General features: G+C 42.3%; 15 protein-coding genes. 7 read left to right on the top strand and 8 right to left on the bottom strand.

What is annotated here, in order from left to right; all coding sequences use genetic code 11:
* Positions 1–16 precede the first annotated feature (16 nt).
* From H8S63_RS15225 to H8S63_RS20400, 4 genes are all read right to left on the bottom strand, one after another.
* A complete protein-coding gene (locus H8S63_RS15225; protein ID WP_186927275.1) occupies positions 17–3,190 on the bottom strand; it encodes a TonB-dependent receptor in 3,174 nt (1,057 codons plus the stop codon).
* 35 nt (positions 3,191–3,225) lie between these two features.
* Positions 3,226–4,857, bottom strand: coding sequence for a fimbrillin family protein (locus H8S63_RS15230; protein ID WP_186927276.1), 1,632 nt, complete (start codon positions 4,855–4,857; stop codon positions 3,226–3,228).
* Positions 4,858–4,905: 48 nt separating this feature from the next.
* Positions 4,906–5,916 (bottom strand): fimbrillin family protein, encoded by a 1,011-nt coding sequence (locus tag H8S63_RS15235; protein WP_186927277.1) that lies wholly within the window; start codon positions 5,914–5,916, stop codon positions 4,906–4,908.
* 578 nt (positions 5,917–6,494) lie between these two features.
* Complete coding sequence (locus H8S63_RS20400; protein ID WP_186927278.1) at positions 6,495–8,759, bottom strand: glycosyl hydrolase family 28 protein; 2,265 nt, start codon at positions 8,757–8,759, stop codon at positions 6,495–6,497.
* A gap of 241 nt (positions 8,760–9,000) precedes the next feature.
* On the opposite strand from H8S63_RS20400, the gene H8S63_RS15245 reads away from it, so the two are divergent.
* From H8S63_RS15245 to H8S63_RS15255, 3 genes are read left to right on the top strand one after another with little or no spacing between them, the layout of a single operon-like run.
* Positions 9,001–11,880: a sugar-binding domain-containing protein gene (locus tag H8S63_RS15245; RefSeq protein WP_186927279.1), complete on the top strand. Its 2,880-nt coding sequence runs from the start codon at positions 9,001–9,003 to the stop codon at positions 11,878–11,880.
* A 10-nt stretch (positions 11,881–11,890) separates the two neighbouring features.
* Positions 11,891–13,129 carry a rhamnogalacturonan acetylesterase gene (locus tag H8S63_RS15250; RefSeq protein ID WP_186927280.1) on the top strand — a complete coding sequence of 413 codons (1,239 nt, stop codon included), beginning with the start codon at positions 11,891–11,893 and terminating at the stop codon, positions 13,127–13,129.
* A gap of 24 nt (positions 13,130–13,153) precedes the next feature.
* Positions 13,154–14,671, top strand: a complete 1,518-nt coding sequence (locus H8S63_RS15255; protein WP_022276145.1) for a glycoside hydrolase family 28 protein — start codon at positions 13,154–13,156, stop codon at positions 14,669–14,671.
* 33 nt (positions 14,672–14,704) lie between these two features.
* Here H8S63_RS15255 and H8S63_RS15260 read toward each other — a convergent pair whose 3' ends face one another.
* Positions 14,705–15,874, bottom strand: coding sequence for a MalY/PatB family protein (locus tag H8S63_RS15260; protein ID WP_186927281.1), 1,170 nt, complete (start codon positions 15,872–15,874; stop codon positions 14,705–14,707).
* A gap of 68 nt (positions 15,875–15,942) precedes the next feature.
* Between H8S63_RS15260 and H8S63_RS15265 the strand changes: the two genes are divergently transcribed.
* The 4 genes from H8S63_RS15265 to H8S63_RS15280 all read left to right on the top strand — a co-directional run bounded on the left by H8S63_RS15265 (position 15,943) and on the right by H8S63_RS15280 (position 21,994).
* On the top strand, positions 15,943–16,728 hold the full coding sequence (locus tag H8S63_RS15265) for a Cof-type HAD-IIB family hydrolase (RefSeq protein ID WP_186927282.1): 786 nt from the start codon (positions 15,943–15,945) through the stop codon (positions 16,726–16,728).
* Between the two features lie 27 nt (positions 16,729–16,755).
* A complete protein-coding gene (locus H8S63_RS15270; protein ID WP_022276148.1) occupies positions 16,756–18,753 on the top strand; it encodes a tetratricopeptide repeat protein in 1,998 nt (665 codons plus the stop codon).
* A gap of 83 nt (positions 18,754–18,836) precedes the next feature.
* Positions 18,837–21,362, top strand: a complete 2,526-nt coding sequence (locus H8S63_RS15275; protein WP_186927283.1) for an AsmA-like C-terminal region-containing protein — start codon at positions 18,837–18,839, stop codon at positions 21,360–21,362.
* Between the two features lie 17 nt (positions 21,363–21,379).
* On the top strand, positions 21,380–21,994 hold the full coding sequence (locus H8S63_RS15280) for an L-threonylcarbamoyladenylate synthase (RefSeq protein ID WP_007764827.1): 615 nt from the start codon (positions 21,380–21,382) through the stop codon (positions 21,992–21,994).
* A 100-nt stretch (positions 21,995–22,094) separates the two neighbouring features.
* Here the strand turns inward: H8S63_RS15280 and nagB are convergent, their stop codons facing one another.
* From nagB to H8S63_RS15295, 3 genes are read right to left on the bottom strand one after another with little or no spacing between them, the layout of a single operon-like run.
* Positions 22,095–22,907 (bottom strand): glucosamine-6-phosphate deaminase, encoded by an 813-nt coding sequence (nagB, locus tag H8S63_RS15285; RefSeq protein WP_007764825.1) that lies wholly within the window; start codon positions 22,905–22,907, stop codon positions 22,095–22,097.
* A 50-nt stretch (positions 22,908–22,957) separates the two neighbouring features.
* The gene (locus H8S63_RS15290) at positions 22,958–24,154 is read right to left on the bottom strand and encodes an FprA family A-type flavoprotein (protein ID WP_007751132.1); all 1,197 of its coding nucleotides are present in this window, start codon (positions 24,152–24,154) and stop codon (positions 22,958–22,960) included.
* Positions 24,155–24,164: 10 nt separating this feature from the next.
* Positions 24,165–25,136 carry a TIGR01212 family radical SAM protein gene (locus tag H8S63_RS15295; protein ID WP_186927284.1) on the bottom strand — a complete coding sequence of 324 codons (972 nt, stop codon included), beginning with the start codon at positions 25,134–25,136 and terminating at the stop codon, positions 24,165–24,167.
* Between the last annotated feature and the right edge of the window lie 318 nt (positions 25,137–25,454).

Consider the following 25,454-nt stretch of genomic DNA (forward strand, 5'->3'; position numbering starts at 1 on the left):
TTCTATTTTTATCTATTTAGAATCCAAGTTTCAAACTCAATGTATACGTTTTCGACAACGGGTAAGAAGGCGAATTACTTGCACGAGTTTCCGGATCACCCCAAATATACGGAGTGAACGTCAGCAAATTGTACCCACTGAATGCCAATTGCATCGTATTCAATCCGAGTTTTTTCATCAATGGAACTTGAAAATTATAAGCAACCTGAAGAGTCTTCAGACGTAGATACTTTGAATCTTGTTCATACAAAGTAGATTCCGCATAGTTATTTTCAGCATTGTCCCATGTAGCCCGCGGGTATTTTGCATCCTGCGACGGATTATCTTTAGTCCATGTATTAGTCAAATGATAAGAGAGAAGACCTCCATATTGATTGCCTGCTGAAGACAAGAACGGTCGACGGAAAACATCCGAAATCATACGTGAAACATTCCATGCACCTGTCCATTGAGTACTGACTTCCCAATTTTTCCAACTAAAGCCAAAATTAATTCCGACCATATATTCCGGATCATCCGTAAACCCATAATCATAGCTCATATCATTTGCATCTATTTTACGGTCACCATTCAAATCTAAATAAACAGCGTCTCCATTCTGCAAAACTTGCAATTGCGCCGGATATGGGCGGTTGAATGTCTGCTCATACAATGCAGCCGTCTGTTCATCATAATAACGCCAGAATACATATTGAGAACGTGCGCCTATACGATGCCCTTTGGTATATTGGTAAGCTTCATTCTGTGGCGCCGCCTTGTCTTCTATAATTTCATTCTGATTATAAGATAGGTTTACATTAGCCCAATAACGGAAATTTTTTCCTATTTTATCATTCCATTTCAATGACAACTCCCAACCCCAACTGTTTACCTCACCAAGGTTAGCATACGGAACGGAGAATCCAAGCAGTCCTGGAGCTGTACCATCTTGTACAAGAATATCCGTACGGTGCTCACGATAATATTCTGCTGTGGCACTCAAACGATCATCGAAAAAGTTAATATCCATACCATAGTTTTGCTTGAATGATTTTTCCCATCCTACATTCGCATTATTTTTAGCAGATTCCATTGCTCCCAAACTAATAGTAGAATTATCAACTCCGAACGGATAAGCCCAGTTGTTCTTATCACGATTCGGTTCTCCATCAAGTCCGGTTAAATAGGGATCCGGCAAGTAGAGAAAGCGTAGGTCCTTATCCTTCGTTTTATCATTACCTACCAATCCAAAGCTGGCACGTAACTTCAAAAAACTGACAAATGGTTTTAATGGCTGAAACCACTTTTCTTCACTCATCACCCAACCGATAGAACCGGCAGGGAAAGTACCGAACCTCTTTTCCGGTGCAAAATTCTCAGATCCGTTGTAACCAACATTCACTTCTGCCAAATAGCGATTCTTCCAGTCGTAAGTGACACGTCCTACCAATCCGACATATCCACGCGGAACGTCACGGTATTGCGAAGAGCTACTACCATAATAATATTCTTTTGACTGATTATAAAGCATCAAAGCAGATATATTATGATTACCAAAAGAACGAGCATAATTCAAGCTGGCTTCCATATACCAATCCCGACCTTTCCCCCTATCCGGAGTGTTGTAACTAACGCTTGTATTTTCACCGGATTTTTTATATTCAATAGTTCCGTCCGACATAAGCACAGGTGTATAAGTCGCTATGCCACACACTCCCGTTTTTGTTACAGAAAATGAACTATTATAGGAACCTTTCAGTTTAAATGATAATCCTTTTGTCAGAAAATCAAGTTTCTGATCAAGGATAAGGTCAATATTCAATTTATTATTACTGGCATTTTTAAACTTACCGTTACGATAAGTCATCGGGTCTGTATCTCCAGTAAACGGTAACTTCAAATCTGTATAGTCTGTACCCGTATAAATCATTTTTCCATCTACAATACCCGGACTATAAAAGGGAGTAGCATAATAAATGTTTTTTATGACGGCAGAAGTACCATTACTATTATTCGGTTTGTCAGAATTATCTATATTACCACTGATATTAAACGATAACGTAGTCGTTTTTGTAACATCCATATCCAAATTCGTACGATAGTTGAATCGTCTATATTGGTAACTCAAATTATAAGGAAGATCAAACTCATTAAAAAGTCCTCCTTGTGTATAAGCACCTGCCGAAATAAAATAACGAACTTTGTCAGTTCCTCCGGAAATACTCATATTATGTTGACTTTGAAGAGTAGCGCTCTTCATGATATAGTCCGCCCATTGCATATCCGGGAAACGAATAGGATCTGAATGATCTGCAAATTTTTGAATTACATCTGCTGAAAACAAATCAGACTTACCATCATTCGCCAACATTTGGTTGTAAAAGTTCGCATATTCATACGAACTTGCCTGTTCCACCATCTTAGTCGGCATCAATACGGAAGCAGAAGTTGTAAACGAAACCTTCGCTCTTCCCTCCTTACCACGTTTAGTCGTAATCAGAATAACACCATTTGCACCACGTATACCAAATACAGCTGTTGCCGAAGCATCTTTCAAGACGGTAATACTTTCTATTTCATTAGGGTCGATATCTGTCATGCTCCGTTCTACACCGTCCACTTGTACCAAAGGAGATGAATCCGCCCATGTAGCCTTACCACGAACAAAGATATCCGCTGCATCAGCCCCCGGTTCACCGGAATACTGCACGGTAGTCAAACCGGTCATCTGTCCGCCAAGTACATTAGAGACACTGCCCACTGGAGTACGCAAAATATCGTCAGCTTTCACGCTGGCTACAGCTCCTGTCATAGTCACCTTTTTCTGCACACCATACGCTACAATCTCCACTTCCTGTAATGCGGTAGCGTCTTCAACCAATACTACCCGCATATCATTTTTGGCAACTACCGTTTGTTCAGAGTAACCAATAAAGGATATTTTTAATTTTGTTCCCGGCTTTACATTGATTTTAAATACACCGTCAATATCTGTAATTGTACCATTAGTAGTACCTGTCGCAACCACATTCGCACCGATAATCGGCTCACCTTTAGCATCCACTACCATTCCCTTGATGATACCTTGCTGCTGGACTACGTTTACAGCAGCTCTGGCCTGACCTTGACTGCCGAAACTAGACAGCAAAGCGAAAGAGAAGAGCAGGACAACAGGCAGGGCTGTCTTTTTTATATAATTATTCTTATTCATAAGTTACTATTCTATAATAAATAGGTATAATGTAATCAGAAAGCAAGCATCATGCGGAAATAGCCAACATAACCTCCATCATAACGTTTTGCCGTAAGCGATCCACTTCCACTTGGACTATAAGTATCGTTACCACTACCCATTGTGTTACCCCACATCCATTCATTGTTACGTTCCGTATTTGACCAATAAAAAGTTCCATTTTTTGTATCGCCATCATTGATCACCAACTGCGTCCCATTCGTGTTTCCAATGCTAGTATTCACTTTTGTCACTACATCATGCAAAGTAATGAGATCATAATCCGACGGAAAGAACCATTTCGTTGAAACAGTAGGAACACTAACCGCCGAGCGATAATAATCTAATGCCTCCAATGCATTACCGGAAGCTTTTTTAGAATCATCGGTTCTATTAGCACCTACTTCCATCAAGACTGTATTATTATAACCTTGCGATCCTGCTGTCGGAGCCACTTTTTGACGTTCCATATCTACGTATGCATCTTTATAATCTTCATCTGCCCTAAACCAAGTTCCATAATAGAGTTTGTTTGCTGTACTAAATCTTGCCGTTTCAACCAAAGTCTCATTCTCATCTGTACCTTTTATCTTTCCGTTATTTAAAGCAAGCACCAATCCATGTTTACATTCCGGACAGTCACGACGCAGAGGGTCTTTATCTATTGTATATTTTTCCGGGTGAGTTACCGATGGCTGCGGATTGCCAGCATAAAATACTACACCAATCGCATTTGCCGGAGCACTTTCACTTGCACTCACAATTTTTCCATCTGCACAATAATAATCCCCTACAGCCAATAGATGTGAGATCTTATTCGGGTCTTCAATTACATATTTCTTTGCAGTTCCACCCTCCAGCGTTTTTTTAATTTCATAATTCATCTCTTTCACTCCCGTATAAGAGCCTGTTATAGTAAATGTCTTACTTGGTTTCACCAAAAAGCGGTATGCATCCGTACTCTCCTGGTAAAAAGGTTTCGCAGACGCTCCATCGACATTAAAATCACCTACTGCTACCGGTAATTTATAATCATCAATAGCCGGTTCATTGGTAAAGCTATACACGATTTCAGGCATCTGTATCACGGCAAGTGCCATCCGGTGTTGCATAGAAAATGCGATTTTACCTTTCAGACGATCTCCTTGTACATCTCCCGTACTAGTCATTAAATCATAGTTGGTATAATTAGCGTCCTGATCATTCCCGATTTGCCAATTTTGAACATAAGTTTCAAACGGATCGTCTTTCGACGGTTCAAAAGTTACGCTTTCATTATACGGATAATAAGCATAAAAAGTCATTTTCTGGAAATCGTTCGCCTTATAAGAAATGGCATCACCACCGTCATTCAACTCCCAAATTCCATCATTCATCACAAATTTACGATTACTAATATCTTCAACGACATTTCCATTTTTCACCGCAAATACACCGATTGCATCTCCAGCCGTAAATTTGGTTGAATAATCTTTTTCTGCAGCACGTGTTCCGATGGCATCTATATTCTGATAACCACCATCGAATACATTGATTTGAAAATTCTGTGAAAACTCCATGCCCTCCATCTCCTCATTCTGCGAACAAGACACAATAATAGCCGCACCTGCTAAAAGGAATGCTGATATATAATTAAATACTTTCATAAATCAGATTTTTATTTCGTTAATTCTTTTATTATAATAAGGTAAGAGTCACTTCTCTGTAGGAGTAACTGTTTCTTCTGTAATATTCCAATTAGGATTAGTCGTTTCCGCACCTGTACCCGCTTCACTCGGATCCGACTCTATAGTTCCCCCATCTTCGTTCTGCCATCCATTGATCTGCGTTTCTTCTGTAATAACCAGTTCAAACGGGTTATTCTTATATTCGTTTGCCTGAATTGTATAATTATAGGATACACCCGGTTTCAATTCTGTCAAGTTCGGGAATTGCACTTCATAATAAAGCCCTTTCATGCCGGCTTGAATATATACCGTTTTATCCAACGTCTGCGGCAACAAAATAGCCTGCACCGTATATGCATCATCTTCCCCTATGTTTTCCCAAAGAATATCCGTATTTTCGCCTGTACTTTCACCCACTGTAGTCGCCCCTGTAGTCGGATTGAACGTACCTTTCGTCTTCAAGTTAATCAGATAGCAGGTAATATCCGATAAAGTTACATTATCTCCAGCCACAAATGTTAGTTTAATACGGCTCATCACATGATTGAAGGCCAGCTTCACATTCGGCTGAGAAGCCGTTGCTTTTCCTTTCGCAAAAAGGAAATCTATTTTCTCGCGTGTAGCCGCAGTAGCCTGTTCTTCACTCCCTGTAGACACTTCCACCGCTACAGGCTCTTCACCCGATGTTCCGGTAAATGGATAATAAGCAGTCACATCATATTCTTGCGTACCTAATACCCAGATTTCCTCTGCATTTCCTCCTGTTGCAGTAAACAAGCTATTTTCACCACCAGTATATTCATATTCTACATTCGCTTGGTTTGAACCACAAGTGATACCCACTTTATCACCCATAGCCCAACTAGTCTCGGTAGCTCTGGTCACCAAATCGCTTGCTTCTTGATTATTTATTACTGCACTAAAAGATACTTTAGCACCCGACTCCTTCGAGAAGTTTATGTCGGAATCTTTAATTTCGTTGTTACACCCCACCAATAAAAAGGTTGCGAAGGTAACCAACAGATAGTTTTTTTTCATGCCATATTTTTTTAAGTTAAACAAAAGTTAGATTAAGTTTTGATTGAACACCCCTTATTAATAAATGCAATCAAAAACTGATGCAAACTTAGAGAACAATACAGTTATTAACAATACAATATTGTACATAAGCATAAAAAATACCGCCTTTTGTACAAATGAATATGGGATGAATAGGACATATATGGAATAAACAGGTAAAAAGAACATCCTGTGTCTGTTCTATTATATATTTTAATAAATTTATAAAACCTAAATCAGAAAAAACAAGTTGAATCTATCTATAATACAGTCCAAATTTCATATCCTACTATTGCTTTTCACTGATTAATTTTGTATCTTAGAAGTTTCCATCCTTTCAAAAATAAATAGTCACCTTATAAAGTGACATTTGTCATTCTATAAAGTGACATTTGTCCCGTTATAAGATGACCATTGTCCCATTATAAGGTGACAACTACCCGAATGCATAAACTATACCAGTTTTATGCACCGAAAATCTCTAATCTTCGCATTGAAAATCCTTAAAAACAATGATGAGATGATAAAAACATTATTAATATATCACCTAAATAACACTAAAAAGCTATATGGAAGTATTCCATCTTGTACGTCACATCCTTCTCTAAAAGATGATTGACATTATTCGCTTTTTTAACAAACTTCCTTAGCAATCCAACTTTCACATCCTTTATTGCTACATTCTCAACCGGAAGCTGAGCATTACCTTTCAGTTCATAAATAGCATCCGCTGATTCACAAGCCACATTTTCCATATAAACACCATCAATACGAGTAAGACGTTTCTCATAAGTCGGGACCAGGTCTTTCCATTGATAAAGTACTTCCGTATCTATTTCCAAGACGCGTTGCACATTTCCGGCATTCACATCTTTCATATAAATATTTTCAACAAATCCACCCCTACGATGGTTGGTCTTTACAAAGAAAAGACGCATAACCGAATTGGGAGCAGTACAGTCATGCATATAGACATTACGGATACCACCGGATACCTCACTTCCTATTCCAAGCAAAGTATGTCCTTTTAGTATCTGACAATTACGAATCACAATATTCTCACAAGGAGTATTCAATCTCCAGGCATCCTGATTACGTCCGGCTTTGATAACCACAGCATCATCTCCTTGGTCGAAAGAGCAATTTTCCACCAAGAAATTCTTGCTCATTTCAAAGTCGATGCCATCATTATTGTGTCCATGAGCTCTGACATCTAAATTACGGACCACACCACCGTCGCACATATAAATATGAATAGTCCAAAAAGGACTCTCCCGAATCCTGAAACCCTCTAATTGTATATTCTTACAACGATTAAAATGAATCAAGTGCGGACGCAAATTATTCTCTCCTACCGCCATCTGCCGTTCTTCAACAGGAACACCCGTAGAGGCTTTCGTATATAGTTCTTTCAATGCTTCCAAATGAGGTTGCGGACGTTTGAACCAGACCTTCCATGTCCCCATTTTAGGCTGGAGTGTCCCTTTACCACTGATCGCTACATTCTCACACTCAAAAGCATAAAGCAATGGTGAATAATTATAGCATTCCAAACCCTCCCATGAAGTCATTACGGCCGGAAGATAATCTTTAGGGTTATCCGAGAAACTTAAAACGGCATTTTCCTCCAAATAAAGATTCACATTACTCTTAAAATGAACTGGTCCGGTAAGCCATATTCCGTCAGGCACTACTACCCGACCGCCACCAGCTTTATAACAAGCTTCAATAGCAGCAGCAATAGCTTTTGTATTATCCGTTTCTCCTCCAGACTTCGCACCATAATCGGTTATCACAAAATCTTTATCCGGATAGATAAATTCTTTAATAGGCTGCATCGGAAAAGGAGCTTCTACCTTAATCGTTGTATATTGTTCACTTGCTGAAATAAGAGTTTCTACAACTGAAGCATCCACCGCAAAGGCCGTTCCATGACGGATTCCTTTCGGAAAAGAGACTTGATCGGAAACGTCTTCCCACGTTTCTCCATGATCGAGGGAACGGACAGCCCCATAACGATGGTCACGATACTTATCAAAATACACATAAAGAGTATCACCTATAAAAAGAGGAGCAGGCCCCTCCGCCCAATAGTTGCCTGTGATGGGAGCCGATACTTTGGTTGGGAATCCCCTCCTTATATTCTCCGTACGTGTCACACGCAGGTTTTTCTCCGGCGGATTAGAGTTCTCATTCTTAACTACCATAATCAGATCGTTCCTCTTTGGATCTTTCACAATAGCAGCATCGATAACGCTGAAATCCGGATTAAAAAACATGGCAGTCTTCGAGAAAGATTTGAAATCCTTAGTCGTTACATAATAGATACGGTGGTTCAGTCCCTTTTCACTTTTACTGGTAGGCACTTCCTTATGACGGCCGGGGATCGTAGTTGCCCAGAAGATATAATAGGTTTGTGACGATTCATCATAAAACAGTTCGGGAGCCCAGCAGTTATGTGCGGCAGGTTCATTCATCATCACAGGAATAGCCTTTTGCTCACTCCAATGAATCAAGTCACGGGAAGAAGCATAACCAATAATCCGGTCCGTCCAACTAGAAGTCCAGACCATGTGAAAAGTTCCGTCGGGAGCTTGACAAATACTAGGATCGCGCATCAATTTATCTTTGCCCACAGTAGGAGTTAAAAAGGAACGACCACCATTCAAAGCCGTCCAGGTCAGTCCATCATAACTATAAGCCAGATGCAAGCCATCTTTACTGTTATTTATAAAATAGGAAAAGAGATAAACGGTATCTCCGGCGGTAACGTTCATTATAGACCAGACGGTCAAAATCATCCAGACAATTACATTTTTCATGGTTCATTCTAAGATTAATAGATTCAGCTCGCAAAGATACCGTATCTTCCAAAGATACCGAAAAGCAAAGGGATAGATTAATTGGTATATTCATACAATTTTGTACACATACATCTATACATCCCATTTTTGATACGATTGTTTATGTTTCTGTACATCTTTATATTTCAAGAAGTTCGAAAAAGCCCTACTTTAGCACCAGAATTTAAAAGATAACGAAAATATATCAATCTTACGTATCATGATAAAACATTTTCTAGGCAGTATTATTCTTGCATTTCTTTCGATATCGACCGTTACAGGTCAAAGCAATGCTCTTGATCTATCCGGTAAGTGGAATTTCCAAATAGACCGGGAAGATACAGGCGTAAAAGAGCAATGGTTTCGAAAAATATTGGAAGACCACATCAATCTGCCCGGTTCCATGCCCGAGAAGTTAAAAGGCGACGAAGTGACCGTACACACGCAATGGACAGGAAGTTTATACGACAGCTCCTACTATTTTAATCCTTATATGGAGAAATACAGAATGGAAGGGCAAGTAAAACTACCATTCTTCCTGACTCCGGAGAAACATTATGTAGGTGTGGCCTGGTATCAGAAAAACGTAACCATACCATCCGATTGGAAAGGTGACAGGATCATTTTATTTTTAGAACGTCCTCATATAGAAACCACCGTTTGGGTAAATAACCGGGAGATAGGAATGCAGAATAGCCTCTGTGTGCCGCACGTTTATGACCTAACTGCCGCCGTTGCTCCGGGAAAATCTTGTCGGATTACCATCCGCATTGATAACCGTATCAAGGATATCAACGTAGGACCGGATTCTCATAGTATTACCGACCAGACTCAGGGCAATTGGAATGGTATCGTAGGACGCATAGAGTTACAGACCACTCCTAAAGTTCATTTTAGCGACATACAGATATATCCGGACTTGAAAGAACGGAAAGCCACAGTGCGAATCAGTCTGTACGCACCAGCCTCTGCCAAAGCAACGTTACAATTATCCGCTGAAAGTTTCAACTCGGATAAAAAACATTCCGTCCCTACTGTACAACAGAATATCTCAGTACGTTCCGGAGATAACAAAATCGAAATGGAACTACCGATGGGAGAAGGTTTTCTGACTTGGGACGAATTTGACCCGGCACTCTATAAACTGACAGCGACACTGACCTGTGGCAAAGAGAGAGAAGTCAAAGAAGTACAATTCGGTATGCGCGAATTTACCATCAAAGGTAAATGGTTCTATGTGAACGGTCGGAAAACAATGCTTCGCGGCACAGTAGAGAATTGCGATTTTCCGCTTACCGGCTACGCTCCTATGGATGTAGCTTCATGGGAACGGGTATTCCGCATTTGCCGCAACTACGGGCTGAATCATATGCGTTTCCACTCTTTCTGTCCGCCGGAAGCCGCATTTATTGCTGCGGACCTTGTCGGTTTTTATTTGCAGCCGGAAGGTCCAAGCTGGCCTAATCACGGTCCGAGACTGGGCAACGGCCAGCCTATCGACAAGTATCTGATGGACGAAACGATTGCCTTGACCAAGCAGTATGGAAACTATGCCTCTTATTGCATGTTGGCGTGTGGAAATGAGCCTTCCGGACGCTGGGTGCCATGGGTAAGCAAATTCGTTGATTATTGGAAAGCAACCGACCCACGCCACGTATATACAGGAGCTTCCGTAGGCAACAGCTGGCAATGGCAGCCCCATAACCAATATCATGTAAAAGCCGGTGCGCGCGGACTCAGCTGGACCGGTGCGCAGCCGGAAAGCACATCGGACTACCGTAACCGAATTGATACGGTAAAACAGCCGTATGTTTCCCATGAAACCGGACAATGGTGTGCATTCCCGAACTTCAACGAGATACGTAAATATACCGGAGTAAACAAAGCCAAGAACTTTGAAATCTTTCGGGATATATTGAATGATAACTACATGGGAGGTATGGGACACGATTTTATGATGGCTTCCGGCAAGCTGCAAGCGATCTGTTACAAGCATGAGATAGAAAAGACATTGCGTACTCCCGACTATGCGGGATTCCAATTATTAGCTCTCAATGATTATTCGGGTCAGGGAACGGCACTGGTAGGATTGCTGGATGTATTCTTTGAAGAGAAAGGATATATTAATGCCGCAGAGTTCCGCCGTTTTTGCAGTCCGACCGTTCTATTGGCACGTATCCCCAAGTTCACATACACCAATAACGAAACGTTCCATGCAGATATCGAAATATCCCACTTCGGAAAAGAAGCTTTACAAAAAGCAAATACAGTCTATTGCGTAAAAGATAAATACGGCAAGATATATGCTCGCGGAGTGGTTAGTACACGGGATATTCCTATCGGCAATCTATTCTCGTTGGGCAGCATAGACATGAAACTGAACGATATCCGTACTCCCCAAAAACTGAATCTGGAAGTACGTTTGGAAAACAGTGATATTGTCAACGATTGGGACTTTTGGGTATATCCTGACAAAATGAAACTTACACAAGGAAACGTATACACAACGGACACATTGGACGAGAAAGCGATATCCATCTTGCAGGAAGGTGGAAACGTATTGATAACAGCAGCCGGGAAAATAAAATACGGCAGGGAGGTCAAGCAATATTTCACACCCGTTTTTTGGAATACATCTTGGTTCAAGATGCGCCCGCCACATACGACAGGTATTTTTCTGAATGATTATCACCCGCTTTTCCGTGATTTTCCGACTGAATATCACAGTAACCTGCAATGGTGGGAACTATTGAACAAAGCGCAAGTTATGCAGTTTACGCATTTCCCCGCTGAGTTCCAACCGACTATTCAAAGCATAGACACTTGGTTTATCAGCCGTAAAATAGGAATGCTGTTCGAGGCTAATGTATTGAACGGCAAACTGATAATGACCAGCATGGACATCACTTCCCAACCGGAGAAAAGGATTGTTGCCCGTCAGATGCATAAAGCGATTCTTGATTATATGAACTCGGATGCTTTCCGCCCGAATACAGTCATAAGTCCCGAACAGATTCAGACATTATTTACTAAAATAGCCGGAGATGTGAAATCTTATACGAAAGATTCACCGGACGAGCTAAAACCGAAAATTAATTAAGCAGACTGATATGAAAACTACTTTCATAGGGCTTCTGTTTCTGGTAGCCCCTTATATAAACGCACAGGAGAAAATCCGAACTTTTCAACTGTCGGATGCACCGCGTTACAGCGAAGAAACTGGATACGGATATGATCTTACCGATACACCGGAAAAAGGCAGTAAGGCACCCTTCTTCTTTTCTGTCCGTGTACCGGACGGTAACTACCAAGTAACCGTTCGTCTGGGAAACAAGAAACAGGCAGGAGTGACAACAGTAAGAGGCGAGTCACGCCGACTGTTCATTAATAACCTTGCGACCCAAAAGGGACAATTCGTAGATGAAACATTTATCATCAACAAACGCAATCCCCGCATTTCCGAGAAAGAATCCGTACGAATCAAACCCCGCGAAAAGGCCAAACTGAACTGGGACGATAAACTGACGCTGGAATTTAACGGTGATGCACCCGTATGCCAGAGTATCAGTATCAAGCCTGCCGATCCGTCGGTGATTACCGTTTTTCTATGCGGTAACAGTACCGTAGTCGACCAGGACAACGAGCCATGGGCCAGCTGGGGACAAATGATACCTCATTTTTTCGGTACGGACGTTTGTATCGCCAATTATGCGGAATCGGGGGAATCAGCCAATACGTTTATTGCCGCAGGACGTTTGAAAAAAGCATTGAGCCAGATAAAGAAAGGAGATTATCTTTTCATGGAATTCGGGCATAACGACCAAAAGCAAAAAGGACCAGGCAAAGGAGCTTATTACTCTTTTATGACCAGCCTGAAAACATTTATTGATGAAGCCCGTGCGCGGGGAGCATATCCCGTACTGGTCACTCCCACCCAACGCCGGAGTTTTGACGCCACCGGACATATCCGTGACACACACGAAGATTATCCAGAAGCCATGCGCTGGCTGGCTGCTAAAGAAAATGTTCCGTTGATCGACCTCAACGAAATGACCCGTACGCTTTATGAAGCTTTGGGAACAGAAACGTCAAAGCGTGCTTTCGTACACTATCCGGCAGGGGCTTATCCGGGACAAAAACAAGATTTTGCCGATAATACCCATTTTAATCCTTACGGTGCCTATCAGATAGCCCAATGTGTGATTGAAGGAATGAAGAAAGCCGTACCTAACCTAGCGAAGCACCTAAAAATAGATCCGGCATACAATCCGGCATACCCGGACAATCCGGATACTTTCCACTGGAACAATTCACCTTTTACAGAGATAGAGAAGCCGGATGGTAACTGATATGTATATAAACTGATATAGTATATGAAAAATAAAAACATACTTGCCCTATGTGTAGCAGTACCTCTGTTTATCGCATGCACTCCTGCCAAACAAACCGGAAAAGACTTCCAATGGGGAGAACTTCCGCAACAGCCTGATTTATCATGGGCTGACAGTGTCGGTAGTCGGCAAGAGCCTATCAATCATATAACCCTATCTGCCAATTCTTTAGGTGCGGTAGCAGACAGTACTGTACTCAGTACAACAGCTATACAAAAAGCAATCGACAGTTGTGCCGTCTCCGGCGGGGGAACCGTCACTCTCCAACCGGGATATTATCAGACAGGGGCACTCTTTATCAAAAGCGGAGTAAACCTCCATTTGGACAAGGGTGTGACTTTACTGGCCAGTCCTCAAATTCACCATTATCCGGAATTCCGTTCAAGAGTTGCAGGAATCGAAATGACATGGCCATCGGCAGTTATCAATATCATAGATGAGAAAAACGCATCTATCAGCGGAGAAGGGACACTGGACTGTCGGGGAAAGGTATTTTGGGATAAATATTGGGAAATGAGGAAAGAATATGAGGCGAAAGGACTGCGTTGGATTGTCGACTATGACTGCAAACGTGTACGGGGAATCCTCGTTGAACGCAGCTCGGATATCACATTAAGCGGATTCACTTTAATGCGTACCGGTTTCTGGGGATGTCAGATTCTTTATTCCGACCATTGCACCATCAACGGATTAACAATCAATAATAATATCGGAGGACACGGTCCCAGTACGGATGGCATCGACATCGACTCATCCACCCATGTATTAGTTGAAAATTGCGACATAGATTGCAATGACGATAATATCTGCATCAAATCCGGACGAGACGCAGATGGCCTGCGGGTGAACCGTCCTACCGAAAAAATTGTGATACGTAACTGTATAGCCCGCAAAGGCGCCGGCCTCATCACTTGCGGAAGTGAGACTTCAGGAAGTATCCGTAATATATTAGGATACAATCTGGATGCAGAAGGAACTTCTACGGTACTGAGACTGAAAAGTGCCATGAATCGCGGAGGAACAGTCGAAAACATCTACATGACCCGAATCAATGCTAAGAATGTGCAACAGGTTCTGGCGGCGGATCTAAACTGGAATCCCAATTACAGCTACAGCATCCTGCCCAAAGAATATGAAGGCAAAGAAATTCCCGAGCATTGGAAAGTAATGCTGACTCCCGTTAATCCGCCGGAAAAAGGATATCCACATTTCCGGAACGTATATCTGTCTGATGTAAAAGCAGAAAACGTAAATGAATTTATCTCTGCTTCCGGATGGAACGATTCCTTACGCCTGGAGAATTTCTATCTCCATGCCATCAAGGCAACGACAAACAGTCCCGGAAAAATATGTTATACGAGAAACTTTAATTTATCCGACATTACATTGTATGCCAAAAACAGAAACGATATGGAACTGAAAGAAAATGAACAAAGTAATATCCAGTTCAGTTACGCCAATCCGACAAATTCTGACGACAGAACCGCCGAACACCTGTAATGGACAAGGGCAGTCAGATATCCGATAAAGTTCTTATTCATTATTGACTGCTCGTTCCAATTGCTTTAATGCCTGTTCCAATGTAGCACGCGGGCAGGCAACATTTAACCGCATGAAGCCTTCGCCCTCCTTGCCGAATGTTGTTCCGTCATTCAATGCCAGATGCGCTCTTTCTACAAACAGGCGATTCAAACTCTCTTGATTCAATCCCAGTTCCCGGCAATCCAAAAAGATAAGATAGGAAGCCTGCGGACGAATCATCTTGACGGCAGGAATATGTTCCCGCAAATAGTTTTCGGTAAAGTCTACATTGCCTTTGATATATGCTATCACCTGATCCAGCCATTCCGTACCATGGCTATAAGCCGCCGCCACACTCAGATAGGCAAACAGATGGCCTTCACAAAACTCACTCGCTTCCATGTAGGTACGGAAACGTTGAAGAAGTTCCTCATTTTCGATGATTACATAAGAGCTTGCCAGTCCCGGCATATTGAAAGCCTTGCTCGGAGACATAAAGACAAGTGAGTTCATCCGTGCTTTTTCTGAAGTCAAAGCAAAAGTGGGATGTTTATAAGGTGGCAAAGTCAGGTCTGCATGAATCTCGTCGGAGATAACCAAAGTACCGGTTTCCTGACAAATATCAGCAATCTGCGAAAGCTCTTCTTTCGTCCATACTCGTCCGCCCGGATTATGAGGATTACTTAAAATCAGTATTTTACAACCTTGTACATCCCGGCGGAAACGGTCGAAATCAATGTAATACTGTCCGTTCCTCAACACTAACGGGCTGAATACAACTTCGCGTTCATTTTTCTGCGCCACAAGGAAAAAAGGATGATAGACAGGCGGCATTACCATCACTTTATCTCCTTTTTCCGTGAAACAGTGGATAGCAAAAGCCAACCCGCGAACAATGCCGGGAGTAAACGTCAGCATTTCTTCGGTGACCGACCATCCGTGACGTTCTTTCAACCAATGGATAATGGAAGCCGCCCATTCCTTACAGGCGAATGTATATCCCAGCACTTCATGCTCCAACCGCTTTTTCAAAGCCTCTATCACAAATGGAGCCGTACGGAAATCCATATCGGCTACCCACATAGGAATCAGGTCATTGCGTCCCCAACGGCCTTCCACTCCATCCCATTTTACGGAATCCGTACCGTTACGGTTTATTATTTCATCAAAATTATAGTTCATACTGCATGATGTTTTTATGTTATATGAGACAAAAATAGTACTTTTGTCTTCAATTCAAAAAGGAATCTATGACGAAAGCTTTATTTTTTGATATAGATGGCACACTGGTCAGCTTCCATACTCACCGTATCCCGTCTTCCACTATCGAGGCTCTGGAAGCCGCCCATGCGAAAGGACATAAAATATTTATCGCTACCGGACGTCCGAAAGCCATTATCAACAATCTCTCCGAGCTACAGAAGCGGAATCTCATTGATGGATACATCACGATGAACGGAGCCTATTGTTTTGTCGGAGAACAAGTTATTTATAAGAACGCCATCCCCCAGAAAGAGGTAAAAGCAATGGGAGATTTCTGCGAAAAGAAAGGAGTACCCTGCATTTTTGTAGAGGAACATCATATTTCCGTTTGCCAGCCCAACGAGATGGTAAAGAAGATTTTTTATGATTTCCTACACGTGGGTGTTATCCCGACCGTCTCTTTTGCAGAAGCGACCGACAAGGAGATTATACAAATGACTCCTTTCATTACGGAGGAAGAAGAAAGAGAAATCCGCCCGTCAATCCCAACTTGCGAGATAGGCCGCTGGTATCCCGCCTTTGCCGATATAACCGCCAAAGGAGATACCAAACAAAAAGGCATAGACGAAATAATCCGTTATTTTGATATCAGACTGGAAGACACGATGGCATTCGGAGATGGGGGAAACGACATCAGCATGCTCCGTCATGCTGCTATCGGCGTGGCTATGGGGCAAGCTGAAAAGGACGTAAAAGCTGCCGCCGATTACGTAACGGCTCCGATCGACGAGGATGGTATCAGCAAAGCGATGAAACATTTCGGAATTATTTAACAAGGGGGATTTACTCTATTTATCAACATGAGCGTAGACACTAACAACGCAGAGTTTCAAGATGCCTTGAACCTGATTCAATATACACGCCAATCTGTTTTTCTAACCGGAAAGGCGGGTACAGGAAAATCTACATTCTTGCGTTACGTCTGCGAAAACACCAAGAAAAAATATGTTGTACTTGCTCCGACAGGTATTGCCGCCATCAATGCCGGAGGAAGTACGATGCATAGTTTCTTCAAACTGCCTTTTCATCCACTGCCACCGGACGACCCGAATCTCAGTCTCCAACGGGGACGCATCCACGAATTCTTTAAATATACGAAACCGCATCGAAAGTTACTGGAACAGATAGAACTGGTGATTATCGACGAAATTTCAATGGTACGGGCGGATATTATTGATGCTATCGACCGTATTCTGCGTGTATATTCCCATAACTTACGCGAACCTTTCGGTGGAAAGCAGCTGTTATTGGTGGGTGATGTTTTTCAATTAGAACCGGTCGTAAAGAACGATGAACGGGATATATTGAACCGCTTCTATCCTACTCCCTATTTCTTCTCCGCACGAGTATTCGGTCAGATAGACTTGGTATCCATCGAGCTTCAGAAAGTATACAGACAGACCGATCCTGTTTTTGTCAGCGTTCTCGACCATATCCGTACGAATACGGCCGGAGCAGCCGATCTGCAACTGCTGAATACCCGATACGGGAGCCAGATTGAGGAATCGGAAGCCGATATGTACATCACTCTTGCTACAAGACGGGATACAGTAGACTCTATCAATGAGAAAAAGTTGGCGGAACTGCCGGGAGATCCAATCACTTTCGAGGGAGTTATCGAAGGAGACTTTCCCGAAAGCAGCCTGCCTACCTCGCAAGAACTTGTACTCAAACCCGGTGCCCAGATTATCTTTATCAAAAACGATTTCGACCGCCGATGGGTGAATGGAACGATCGGTGTCATATCCGGAATTGATGAGGAAGAAGAAACGATATACGTTATCACCGATGACGGAAAAGAATGTGATGTAAAACGGGAATCATGGCGGAACATCCGCTACCGTTACAATGAAAAGACCAAAGAAATAGAAGAAGAGGTATTGGGCAGCTTTACTCAATATCCTATTCGGCTGGCTTGGGCGATAACTGTTCATAAGAGTCAGGGGCTCACTTTCAGCCGGGTAGTCATCGATTTCACAGGTGGTGTATTTGCCGGAGGGCAAGCATACGTGGCACTCAGCCGGTGCACTTCTCTGGAGGGGATTCAACTTAAAAAGCCCATCAGCCGGGCAGATGTTTTCGTCCGGCCCGAGATTGTGAACTTTGCCGGACGGTTTAATAATCGTCAGGCTATTGACAAGGCTTTGAAACAAGCACAGGCCGACGTACAATATGTTGCCGCCGCACGTGCTTTCGACAAAGGAGACATGGAGGAATGCCTGGAACAATTCTTCCGTGCTATTCATTCCCGTTATGATATAGAAAAACCTGCTCCCCGTCGGCTGATCCGTCGCAAACTGGGTATCATCAATACGCTGAAGGAACAGAATAGGAGACTCAAGGAACAATTACAGGAACAGCAGGAACGTCTGCGGCAATATGCTCATGAATATTTATTGATGGGTAACGAATGTATTACCCAAGCCCACGATGCACGAGCCGCCATTGCCAATTATGACAAAGCGCTCAGCCTCGATCCCAATTATGTGGACGCCTGGATACGAAAAGGGATTACCCTCTTTAATAATAAAGAATATTTTGACGCGGAAAACTGCTTCAATACTGCCGTAAGCCTCCATCCCGCCAACTTCAAAGCTGTATATAACCGGGGAAAACTCCGTCTAAAACTTGAAAATATGGAAGGGGCTATTGCCGATTTGGATAAAGCCACCAGTCTGAAACCGGAACACGCAGGCGCACACGAACTTTTCGGAGATGCACTGATAAAAGCAGGAAAAGAAGGAGAAGCTGCACTGCAATGGAGAATTGCGGAAGAACTAAGGAAAAAGAAATCATAAAACTCCCCTTTTATCCTTTATTATCAAAAAGTTTTATTAGTTTTGTCTCTTGTATATTCGTCAAACTCTTAAAATAAAAGTAAATGAAAAAAGGTTTGAAAATCGCAGCTATCACTGTAGGAGTTATTATCATCCTCATGCTCCTTCTCCCTTTCGCCTTCCAAGGTAAGATAGCCGATATCGTAAAGACAGAAGGCAACAAAATGCTTAATGCACAATTTGATTTTGAGAGACTTAACATTAGCCTGTTCCGCAACTTTCCACAGGCTTCTGTCACACTCGAAGATTTCTGGCTGAAAGGTACAGGAGAATTCGCTAACGATACTCTCGTACAAGCCGGAGAGGTTACCGCAGCTATCAATCTATTTTCACTTTTCGGAGATAGTGGCTATGATATTTCTAAAATCTTCATTGAAGATACCCGGCTGCACGCTATTGTATTGCCGGACGGGCAAGTGAACTGGGATATCATGAAGCCGGACACCACAGCAACAGAGGAAACACCTACGGCAGAAGAGGAATCTTCTCCTTTCAAGGTGAAGCTACAACAGTTTGTCATCAAAAACATGAACTTGGTTTATGACGATCAGCAAGGAAAAATGTATGCTGACATCCGCGACTTCAATGCCGTTTGTTCCGGCGATTTGGGAAGTGACCGTACCACATTGCAACTGGAAGCGGAAACCCAATCTTTGACTTACAAGATGAACGGCATTCCTTTCTTGGCAGATGCCAATATTTCCGCTAAAATGGATATAGACGCTGACTTAGCCAATAATAAATATACATTGAAGGATAATACTATCCGCCTTAATGCCATTCAGGCAGGTATTGACGGCTGGGTTGCCCTACAAGATCCCGCTATCGACATGGATTTGAAACTTAATACGAATGATATCGGGTTTAAAGAAATTCTTTCGTTGATTCCGGCCATCTATGCTACTGAGTTCTCAAGTCTGAAAACTGACGGGACTGCTACTCTGACTGCTGCTGCCAAAGGCGTTCTGCAGGGAGATACCGTACCCGCATTCAATATCGATATGCAGGTCAAGAATGCCATGTTCCGCTATCCGGCTCTACCGGCTGGTGTAGATCAAATCAACATCAGCGCCAATGTTCAGAATCCGGGAGGAAATATTGACTTGACTACCGTTACCATCAATCCGTTCAGCTTCCGTTTGGCAGGAAATCCGTTCAGTCTGACTGCCAACGTGAAAACTCCAATCAGCGACCCGGACTTTAAAGCGGAAGCAAAGGGCATCCTTAATTTAGGTATGATCAAACAAGTGTATCCACTCGGTGATATGGAGCTGAATGGAACGATCAATGCCGATATGCAGATGTCCGGCCGTCTTTCTTATATAGAAAAGGAACAATATGAACATATACAGGCTGCCGGTACGATCGGATTGACAGGCATGAAACTTCAGATGAAAGATATGCCGGATGTAGAAATCCAGAAATCCCTTTTCACTTTTACTCCGAAGTATCTTCAGTTGAGCGAAACGACCGTCAATATCGGAAAGAATGATATCACAGCCGATAGCCGCTTCGAGAACTATATCGGATATGTACTGAAAGGAACTACCTTGAAAGGAAATCTGAACATTCGCTCCAATCATTTTAATTTGAATGATTTCATGGGTGATTCTGCCGAAGGAACAGACGCAACACCGAATACCGCCACTACAGACTCGGTTGCTACTTCAACCGGAATCTTTGAAGTCCCCCGTAACATTGACTTCCAAATGGACGCTAATCTGAAAGAAGTATTGTTCGATAAGATGGTCTTCAACAACATGAATGGCAAACTCATTGTGAAAGACGGTAAGGTAGACATGAAAAACCTTTCCATGAATACAATGGGAGGAAATGTAGTAATGAATGGATATTATTCTACCGCCAACGTGAAGAAACCGGAGATGAAAGCCGGATTCAAACTGTCGAATATCGTTTTCGCACAGGCTTACAAAGAACTGGATATGATACAGAAGATGGCTCCTATCTTTGAAAACCTGAAAGGTAATTTCTCCGGCAGTATCAATGTATTGACTGATCTGGACGCAACTATGAGCCCTGTATTGGACACAATGCAAGGGGACGGCAGCCTCTCCACCCGCGATCTCAGTCTGAGTGGAGTAAAAGCGATTGACCAGATTGCCGACGCTGTGAAACAGCCGAGTCTGAAGGAAATGAAAGTGAAAGATATGACACTGGAGTTCACTATCAAAGACGGACGTGTGGAAACAAAACCGTTTGATATCAAGATGGGTGACTACAATTTGAATCTTTCAGGTAGTACAGGACTCGACCAAACCATCGATTATACAGGAAAGATCAAGCTGCCCGCTTCTGCCGGTAACATTTCCAAGCTGATGACTCTCGACTTGAAGATCGGAGGCTCGTTTGCCTCTCCTAAAGTCAGCGTTGATACAAAGAGCATGGCAAGTCAGGCTGTTGAGGCCGTAGCCGACGAGGCTATCAGCAAACTGGGACAAAAACTAGGTCTGGATTCAGCCGCTACCGCCAATAAAGATTCTGTCAAGCAGAAAGTGACGGAAAAGGCGGCAGAGAAAGCACTGGATTTCTTAAAGAAGAAACTCAAATAAAAAAGGAGAAAAAGGTTATGCTTCTGAAGCTATATGATAAAAATAATAACCCGCAGGATTTACAACGAATCATTGATATCCTGAATGATGGCGGACTTATTATCTATCCCACCGACACGATGTATGCTATCGGTTGTCATGGTTTGAAAGAACGTGCGATAGAACGGATATGTCGCATTAAGGAGATAGATCCGCGCAAGAATAATTTGTCAATTATCTGCTATGACCTGAGCAGTATCAGCGAATATGCCAAAGTCGACAATAATGTATTTAAGCTTATGAAGCATAACCTTCCGGGACCATTCACCTTTATTCTGAACGGAACAAACCGGTTGCCTAAGATTTTCCGTAACCGAAAGGAAGTAGGTATCCGTATGCCGGACAATCATATCATCCGAGAGATAGCACGGCTGCTGGACGCTCCCATCATGACCACCACCCTGCCTCATGAGGAAAACGAGGACTTGGAGTATATGACCGATCCGGAACTTATAGACGAAAAGTTCGGAGATATCGTGGATCTTGTTATTGATGGAGGTATCGGAGGCATAGAGCCGTCAACTGTCGTAAAATGCACAGAAAACGAACCGGAAATCGTGCGTCAGGGAAAAGGCTGGCTGGAGGAGAATTGAACCATTTATAATTGTTCATACTCTGATTGTTCATATAGAAAACGGGCTGCATCAACGTTGAATTGATTGCAGCCCGTTTTTATAGAGTATATTCCACTTCTTACTTAATCAAAGACTCCGGATCCAGATGAGCGGATTCAATGTCTTTAAAGTAACGATAGGTACCTACTTTCAGTTCTACCGTAGCAGCATCGTCACAAACGATGATACCCTTTTCGTGCATCTGCAGAGCACTGATAGTCCACATCTGAGTGATAGCGCCTTCTACCGCATGATACAAAGCACGTGCCTTGTTATGACCATTAACGATAATCATCACTTCCTTTGCGGAAAGCACAGTACCGACTCCCACTGTCAATGAAGTCTTAGGCACTTTATTGATATCATTGTCAAAGAAACGGGAGTTAGCGATAATTGTATCCATTGTCAATGTTTTCTGACGAGTGCGTGAAGTCAGTGAGGATCCCGGTTCGTTGAAAGCAATATGTCCGTCAGGGCCGATACCACCCATAAACAGGTCTATGCCACCGTATGATTTAATCTTCTCTTCATAACGTGCACATTCCGCATCCAAATCAGGAGCGTTACCGTTCAAAATATTTGTATTCTCCGGCTTAATGTCAATATGGCTGAAGAAGTTATTCCACATAAAAGAATAGTAGCTTTCCGGATGTTCCTTCGGTAAACCTACATACTCATCCATATTGAACGTTACGACATTCTGGAAAGAAACAATGCCCTTCTTATTCAGGTCGATCAAAGCCTTATACATTCCAAGTGGGGAAGAACCGGTAGGACATCCTAATACAAATGGTTTTTCAGGAGTTGGGTTAGCAGCTTTTATTTTTGCAGCAACATAATGTGCAGCCCACTGAGATACAGACTGATAGTCCGGTTGAATAATTAATCTCATAAGTCGATTGTTTTATAGGTTAGTTAATAAATAATATCTCATTCACTGTTTTATCGGTCTTTCTTCAAGCGGTCCGCCATTGCTCGTGCCAGATTTTCGCACTGAGTGTAAGTGATATCCCTCATCGCCTGCTTCATCTCCACAGGATCGCCCACTAACTCGAATTTGCTCTTTTCCGCAAATTCAGCCAGACGTTTCACAGCAGCACCTGCCCATGTAAAGGAACCGAAGTAACCTAAATAGCGACCTTTCACCTCACGCAACAGAATCTTTGAAAGCAACGCATCTACTTCGGGGAATAGCTGATTGCTGTAAGTAGGCGAACCGATGATTAATCCTTTATAACGGAAAATATCTGCTATGATATAAGAAGGATGGCTCTTCGTCACATTGTGCATGACTATATTTTTGATTCCTTGTGCCGAAAGCTCTGCAGCGATAGCCTCAGCCATTTGTTCCGTATTTCCATACATACTTCCGTACACAATCACCACACCTTCATCCGCATCATAACGGCTCAGTCTGTCATAGATACCAATCACTTTGGCAATATTCTCTGTCCATACGGGTCCGTGAGTAGAGCAGATAGCAGAAATAGGAAGTCCGCCCAGTTTTTGCAAAGCCTTTTGTACAGGGCTTCCATACTTACCTACAATATTTGAATAATAACGGACCATTTCTCCCCAATATCTGTCTACATTCATGCCAGTATCCAGAAAACCGCCATCCAATGTACCAAAGCAGCCGAATCCGTCACCGGAGAAAAGAATTCCTTCCGTTTCATCAAAGGTCATCATCGTTTCAGGCCAATGCACCATCGGAGTCATATAAAATCGCAGTTTGTGATGTCCTAAAGCTAAGAAATCCCCATCCTTCACCAGATACTGTTCGCCAGTCACTCCGTAGAAGCCTTCAATCATACCAAAGGTCTGCTTATTACCCACAATAATAATTTCCGGGTAATGTTGCTTTATCAATCGGATAGAGCCGGAATGATCCGGTTCCATGTGATTTATAATCAAATAATTAATGGGACGTTCGCCAATCACCTGCTTTATTTTACGCAAGTAGACTTCAAAATAACAGATATCTACCGTATCCACCAATGCCACCATTTCATCATCAATCAGATAAGAGTTATATGAAACTCCATAGGGCAATGGCCACATCGCTTCAAACCGGTGTTTGTTGCGGTCATTTACTCCCACATAGTGGACATTTCCTTTAATTCTTGTTTTATGTTCCATTCTTCAGTTATTAAGTGGTAAACTTATCATCTGCAAAAATAATCCTTTTTTCCGAATCCTTATACTTCTTGCCTTGATAAGCATCTCTTTCTTTCATTCTTTTTTGTAAACGTGCCACAAATTCATAATTTTTCAATCCCCAATCCGGTGCTATTAATAATTCTTTAGGAGATTGAGAAACAAAACGTTCCACCACCATATCAGGTCGGAGGTGTTCTATATAATCGATTACCAGATCAATATATTCGTCCACTTCCGTAAACAGATGGAAATCGTCCGGAACTTCAGCATATTCATGCGCCATTCGAGTACCCCGAATCAACTGTAACTGATGAATTTTAAGGGTAGATAGAGGCAATCGGGAAAGGATTCCGGCTTGCTCCACCATCGTTTCATGCGTTTCTCCCGGAAGTCCAAGAATAATATGCCCACCTGTCAGAATACCACAGGCAGCCGTTCGTTCTACAGCCTCCACTGTTTCCGCATACGTATGCCCACGGTTGATACGTTGCAAAGTTTTATCACAAGTACTTTCTATACCATATTCTACCATGAGGAAAGTATGTTTATTCAGTTCTTCCAGATAATGCAACAGTCCTTCCGGCATGCAATCCGGCCGAGTTCCAATCACTAGCCCTACAACACCGTCAACCTTTAAAGCTTCTTCATATTTGCGTTTTAGCCCCTCCAACTCCGCATACGTATTTGTGTATGCTTGAAAATAGGCTAAATACTTCATCTCCGGATATTTGTGTGCAAAAAAGTATTTTCCTTCCTGTAACTGAGTAGTAATGGACTTCTCCGTCCGACAGTAATCGGGATTAAAAGTTTGATTGTTACAATATGTACAGCCTCCCCACCCTTTCGTTCCATCCCGGTTAGGACACGTGAACCCGGCATTTAATGATATCTTTTGTACTTTATAAGAAAAGTATTTCCTCAAAAACGTTGGAAAGTCATTATATAATATAGGTGTGGACATATTTACTCCCTTCTTTTAGTATTTAATCGGCAAACATAAGAAAAATCAGTGAGTTACAGAAAGTTAGTGCAAAATATCTTCAATATATTAAATATTTCATAATTACCATAAGATAAATTAATAAATATTGCGATTCAAAAAAGTATTTAATTAATTTTGCCATGATTTTAGGCATTGACGGGAGGATACTTGTGAAAGTCTTGTGCAATTTATTCCCCAATTATGATTTCATCTCACCATACCCCATGCAACTCTCGTCAATAAAATTATCCTCTCTATATTCCAAATAAGAATATGGAGAGGATTTTTTAATTCATC

This window comes from Bacteroides sp. NSJ-39 (assembly GCF_014287315.1).
GTDB lineage: Bacteria > Bacteroidota > Bacteroidia > Bacteroidales > Bacteroidaceae > Bacteroides > Bacteroides finegoldii.

Coding starts and splice junctions, on each gene's coding strand:
- H8S63_RS20400 (WP_186927278.1), bottom strand. CDS start 8,759: ATGAAAAATGTAATTGTCTGGATGATTTTGACCGTCTGGTCTATAATG.
- H8S63_RS15290 (WP_007751132.1), bottom strand. CDS start 24,154: ATGGAACATAAAACAAGAATTAAAGGAAATGTCCACTATGTGGGAGTA.
- H8S63_RS15280 (WP_007764827.1), top strand. CDS start 21,380: ATGCTTCTGAAGCTATATGATAAAAATAATAACCCGCAGGATTTACAA.
- H8S63_RS15270 (WP_022276148.1), top strand. CDS start 16,756: ATGAGCGTAGACACTAACAACGCAGAGTTTCAAGATGCCTTGAACCTG.
- H8S63_RS15250 (WP_186927280.1), top strand. CDS start 11,891: ATGAAAACTACTTTCATAGGGCTTCTGTTTCTGGTAGCCCCTTATATA.
- H8S63_RS15255 (WP_022276145.1), top strand. CDS start 13,154: ATGAAAAATAAAAACATACTTGCCCTATGTGTAGCAGTACCTCTGTTT.
- H8S63_RS15230 (WP_186927276.1), bottom strand. CDS start 4,857: ATGAAAGTATTTAATTATATATCAGCATTCCTTTTAGCAGGTGCGGCT.
- nagB (WP_007764825.1), bottom strand. CDS start 22,907: ATGAGATTAATTATTCAACCGGACTATCAGTCTGTATCTCAGTGGGCT.
- H8S63_RS15265 (WP_186927282.1), top strand. CDS start 15,943: ATGACGAAAGCTTTATTTTTTGATATAGATGGCACACTGGTCAGCTTC.
- H8S63_RS15225 (WP_186927275.1), bottom strand. CDS start 3,190: ATGAATAAGAATAATTATATAAAAAAGACAGCCCTGCCTGTTGTCCTG.
- H8S63_RS15295 (WP_186927284.1), bottom strand. CDS start 25,136: ATGTCCACACCTATATTATATAATGACTTTCCAACGTTTTTGAGGAAA.
- H8S63_RS15260 (WP_186927281.1), bottom strand. CDS start 15,874: ATGAACTATAATTTTGATGAAATAATAAACCGTAACGGTACGGATTCC.
- H8S63_RS15275 (WP_186927283.1), top strand. CDS start 18,837: ATGAAAAAAGGTTTGAAAATCGCAGCTATCACTGTAGGAGTTATTATC.
- H8S63_RS15235 (WP_186927277.1), bottom strand. CDS start 5,916: ATGAAAAAAAACTATCTGTTGGTTACCTTCGCAACCTTTTTATTGGTG.
- H8S63_RS15245 (WP_186927279.1), top strand. CDS start 9,001: ATGATAAAACATTTTCTAGGCAGTATTATTCTTGCATTTCTTTCGATA.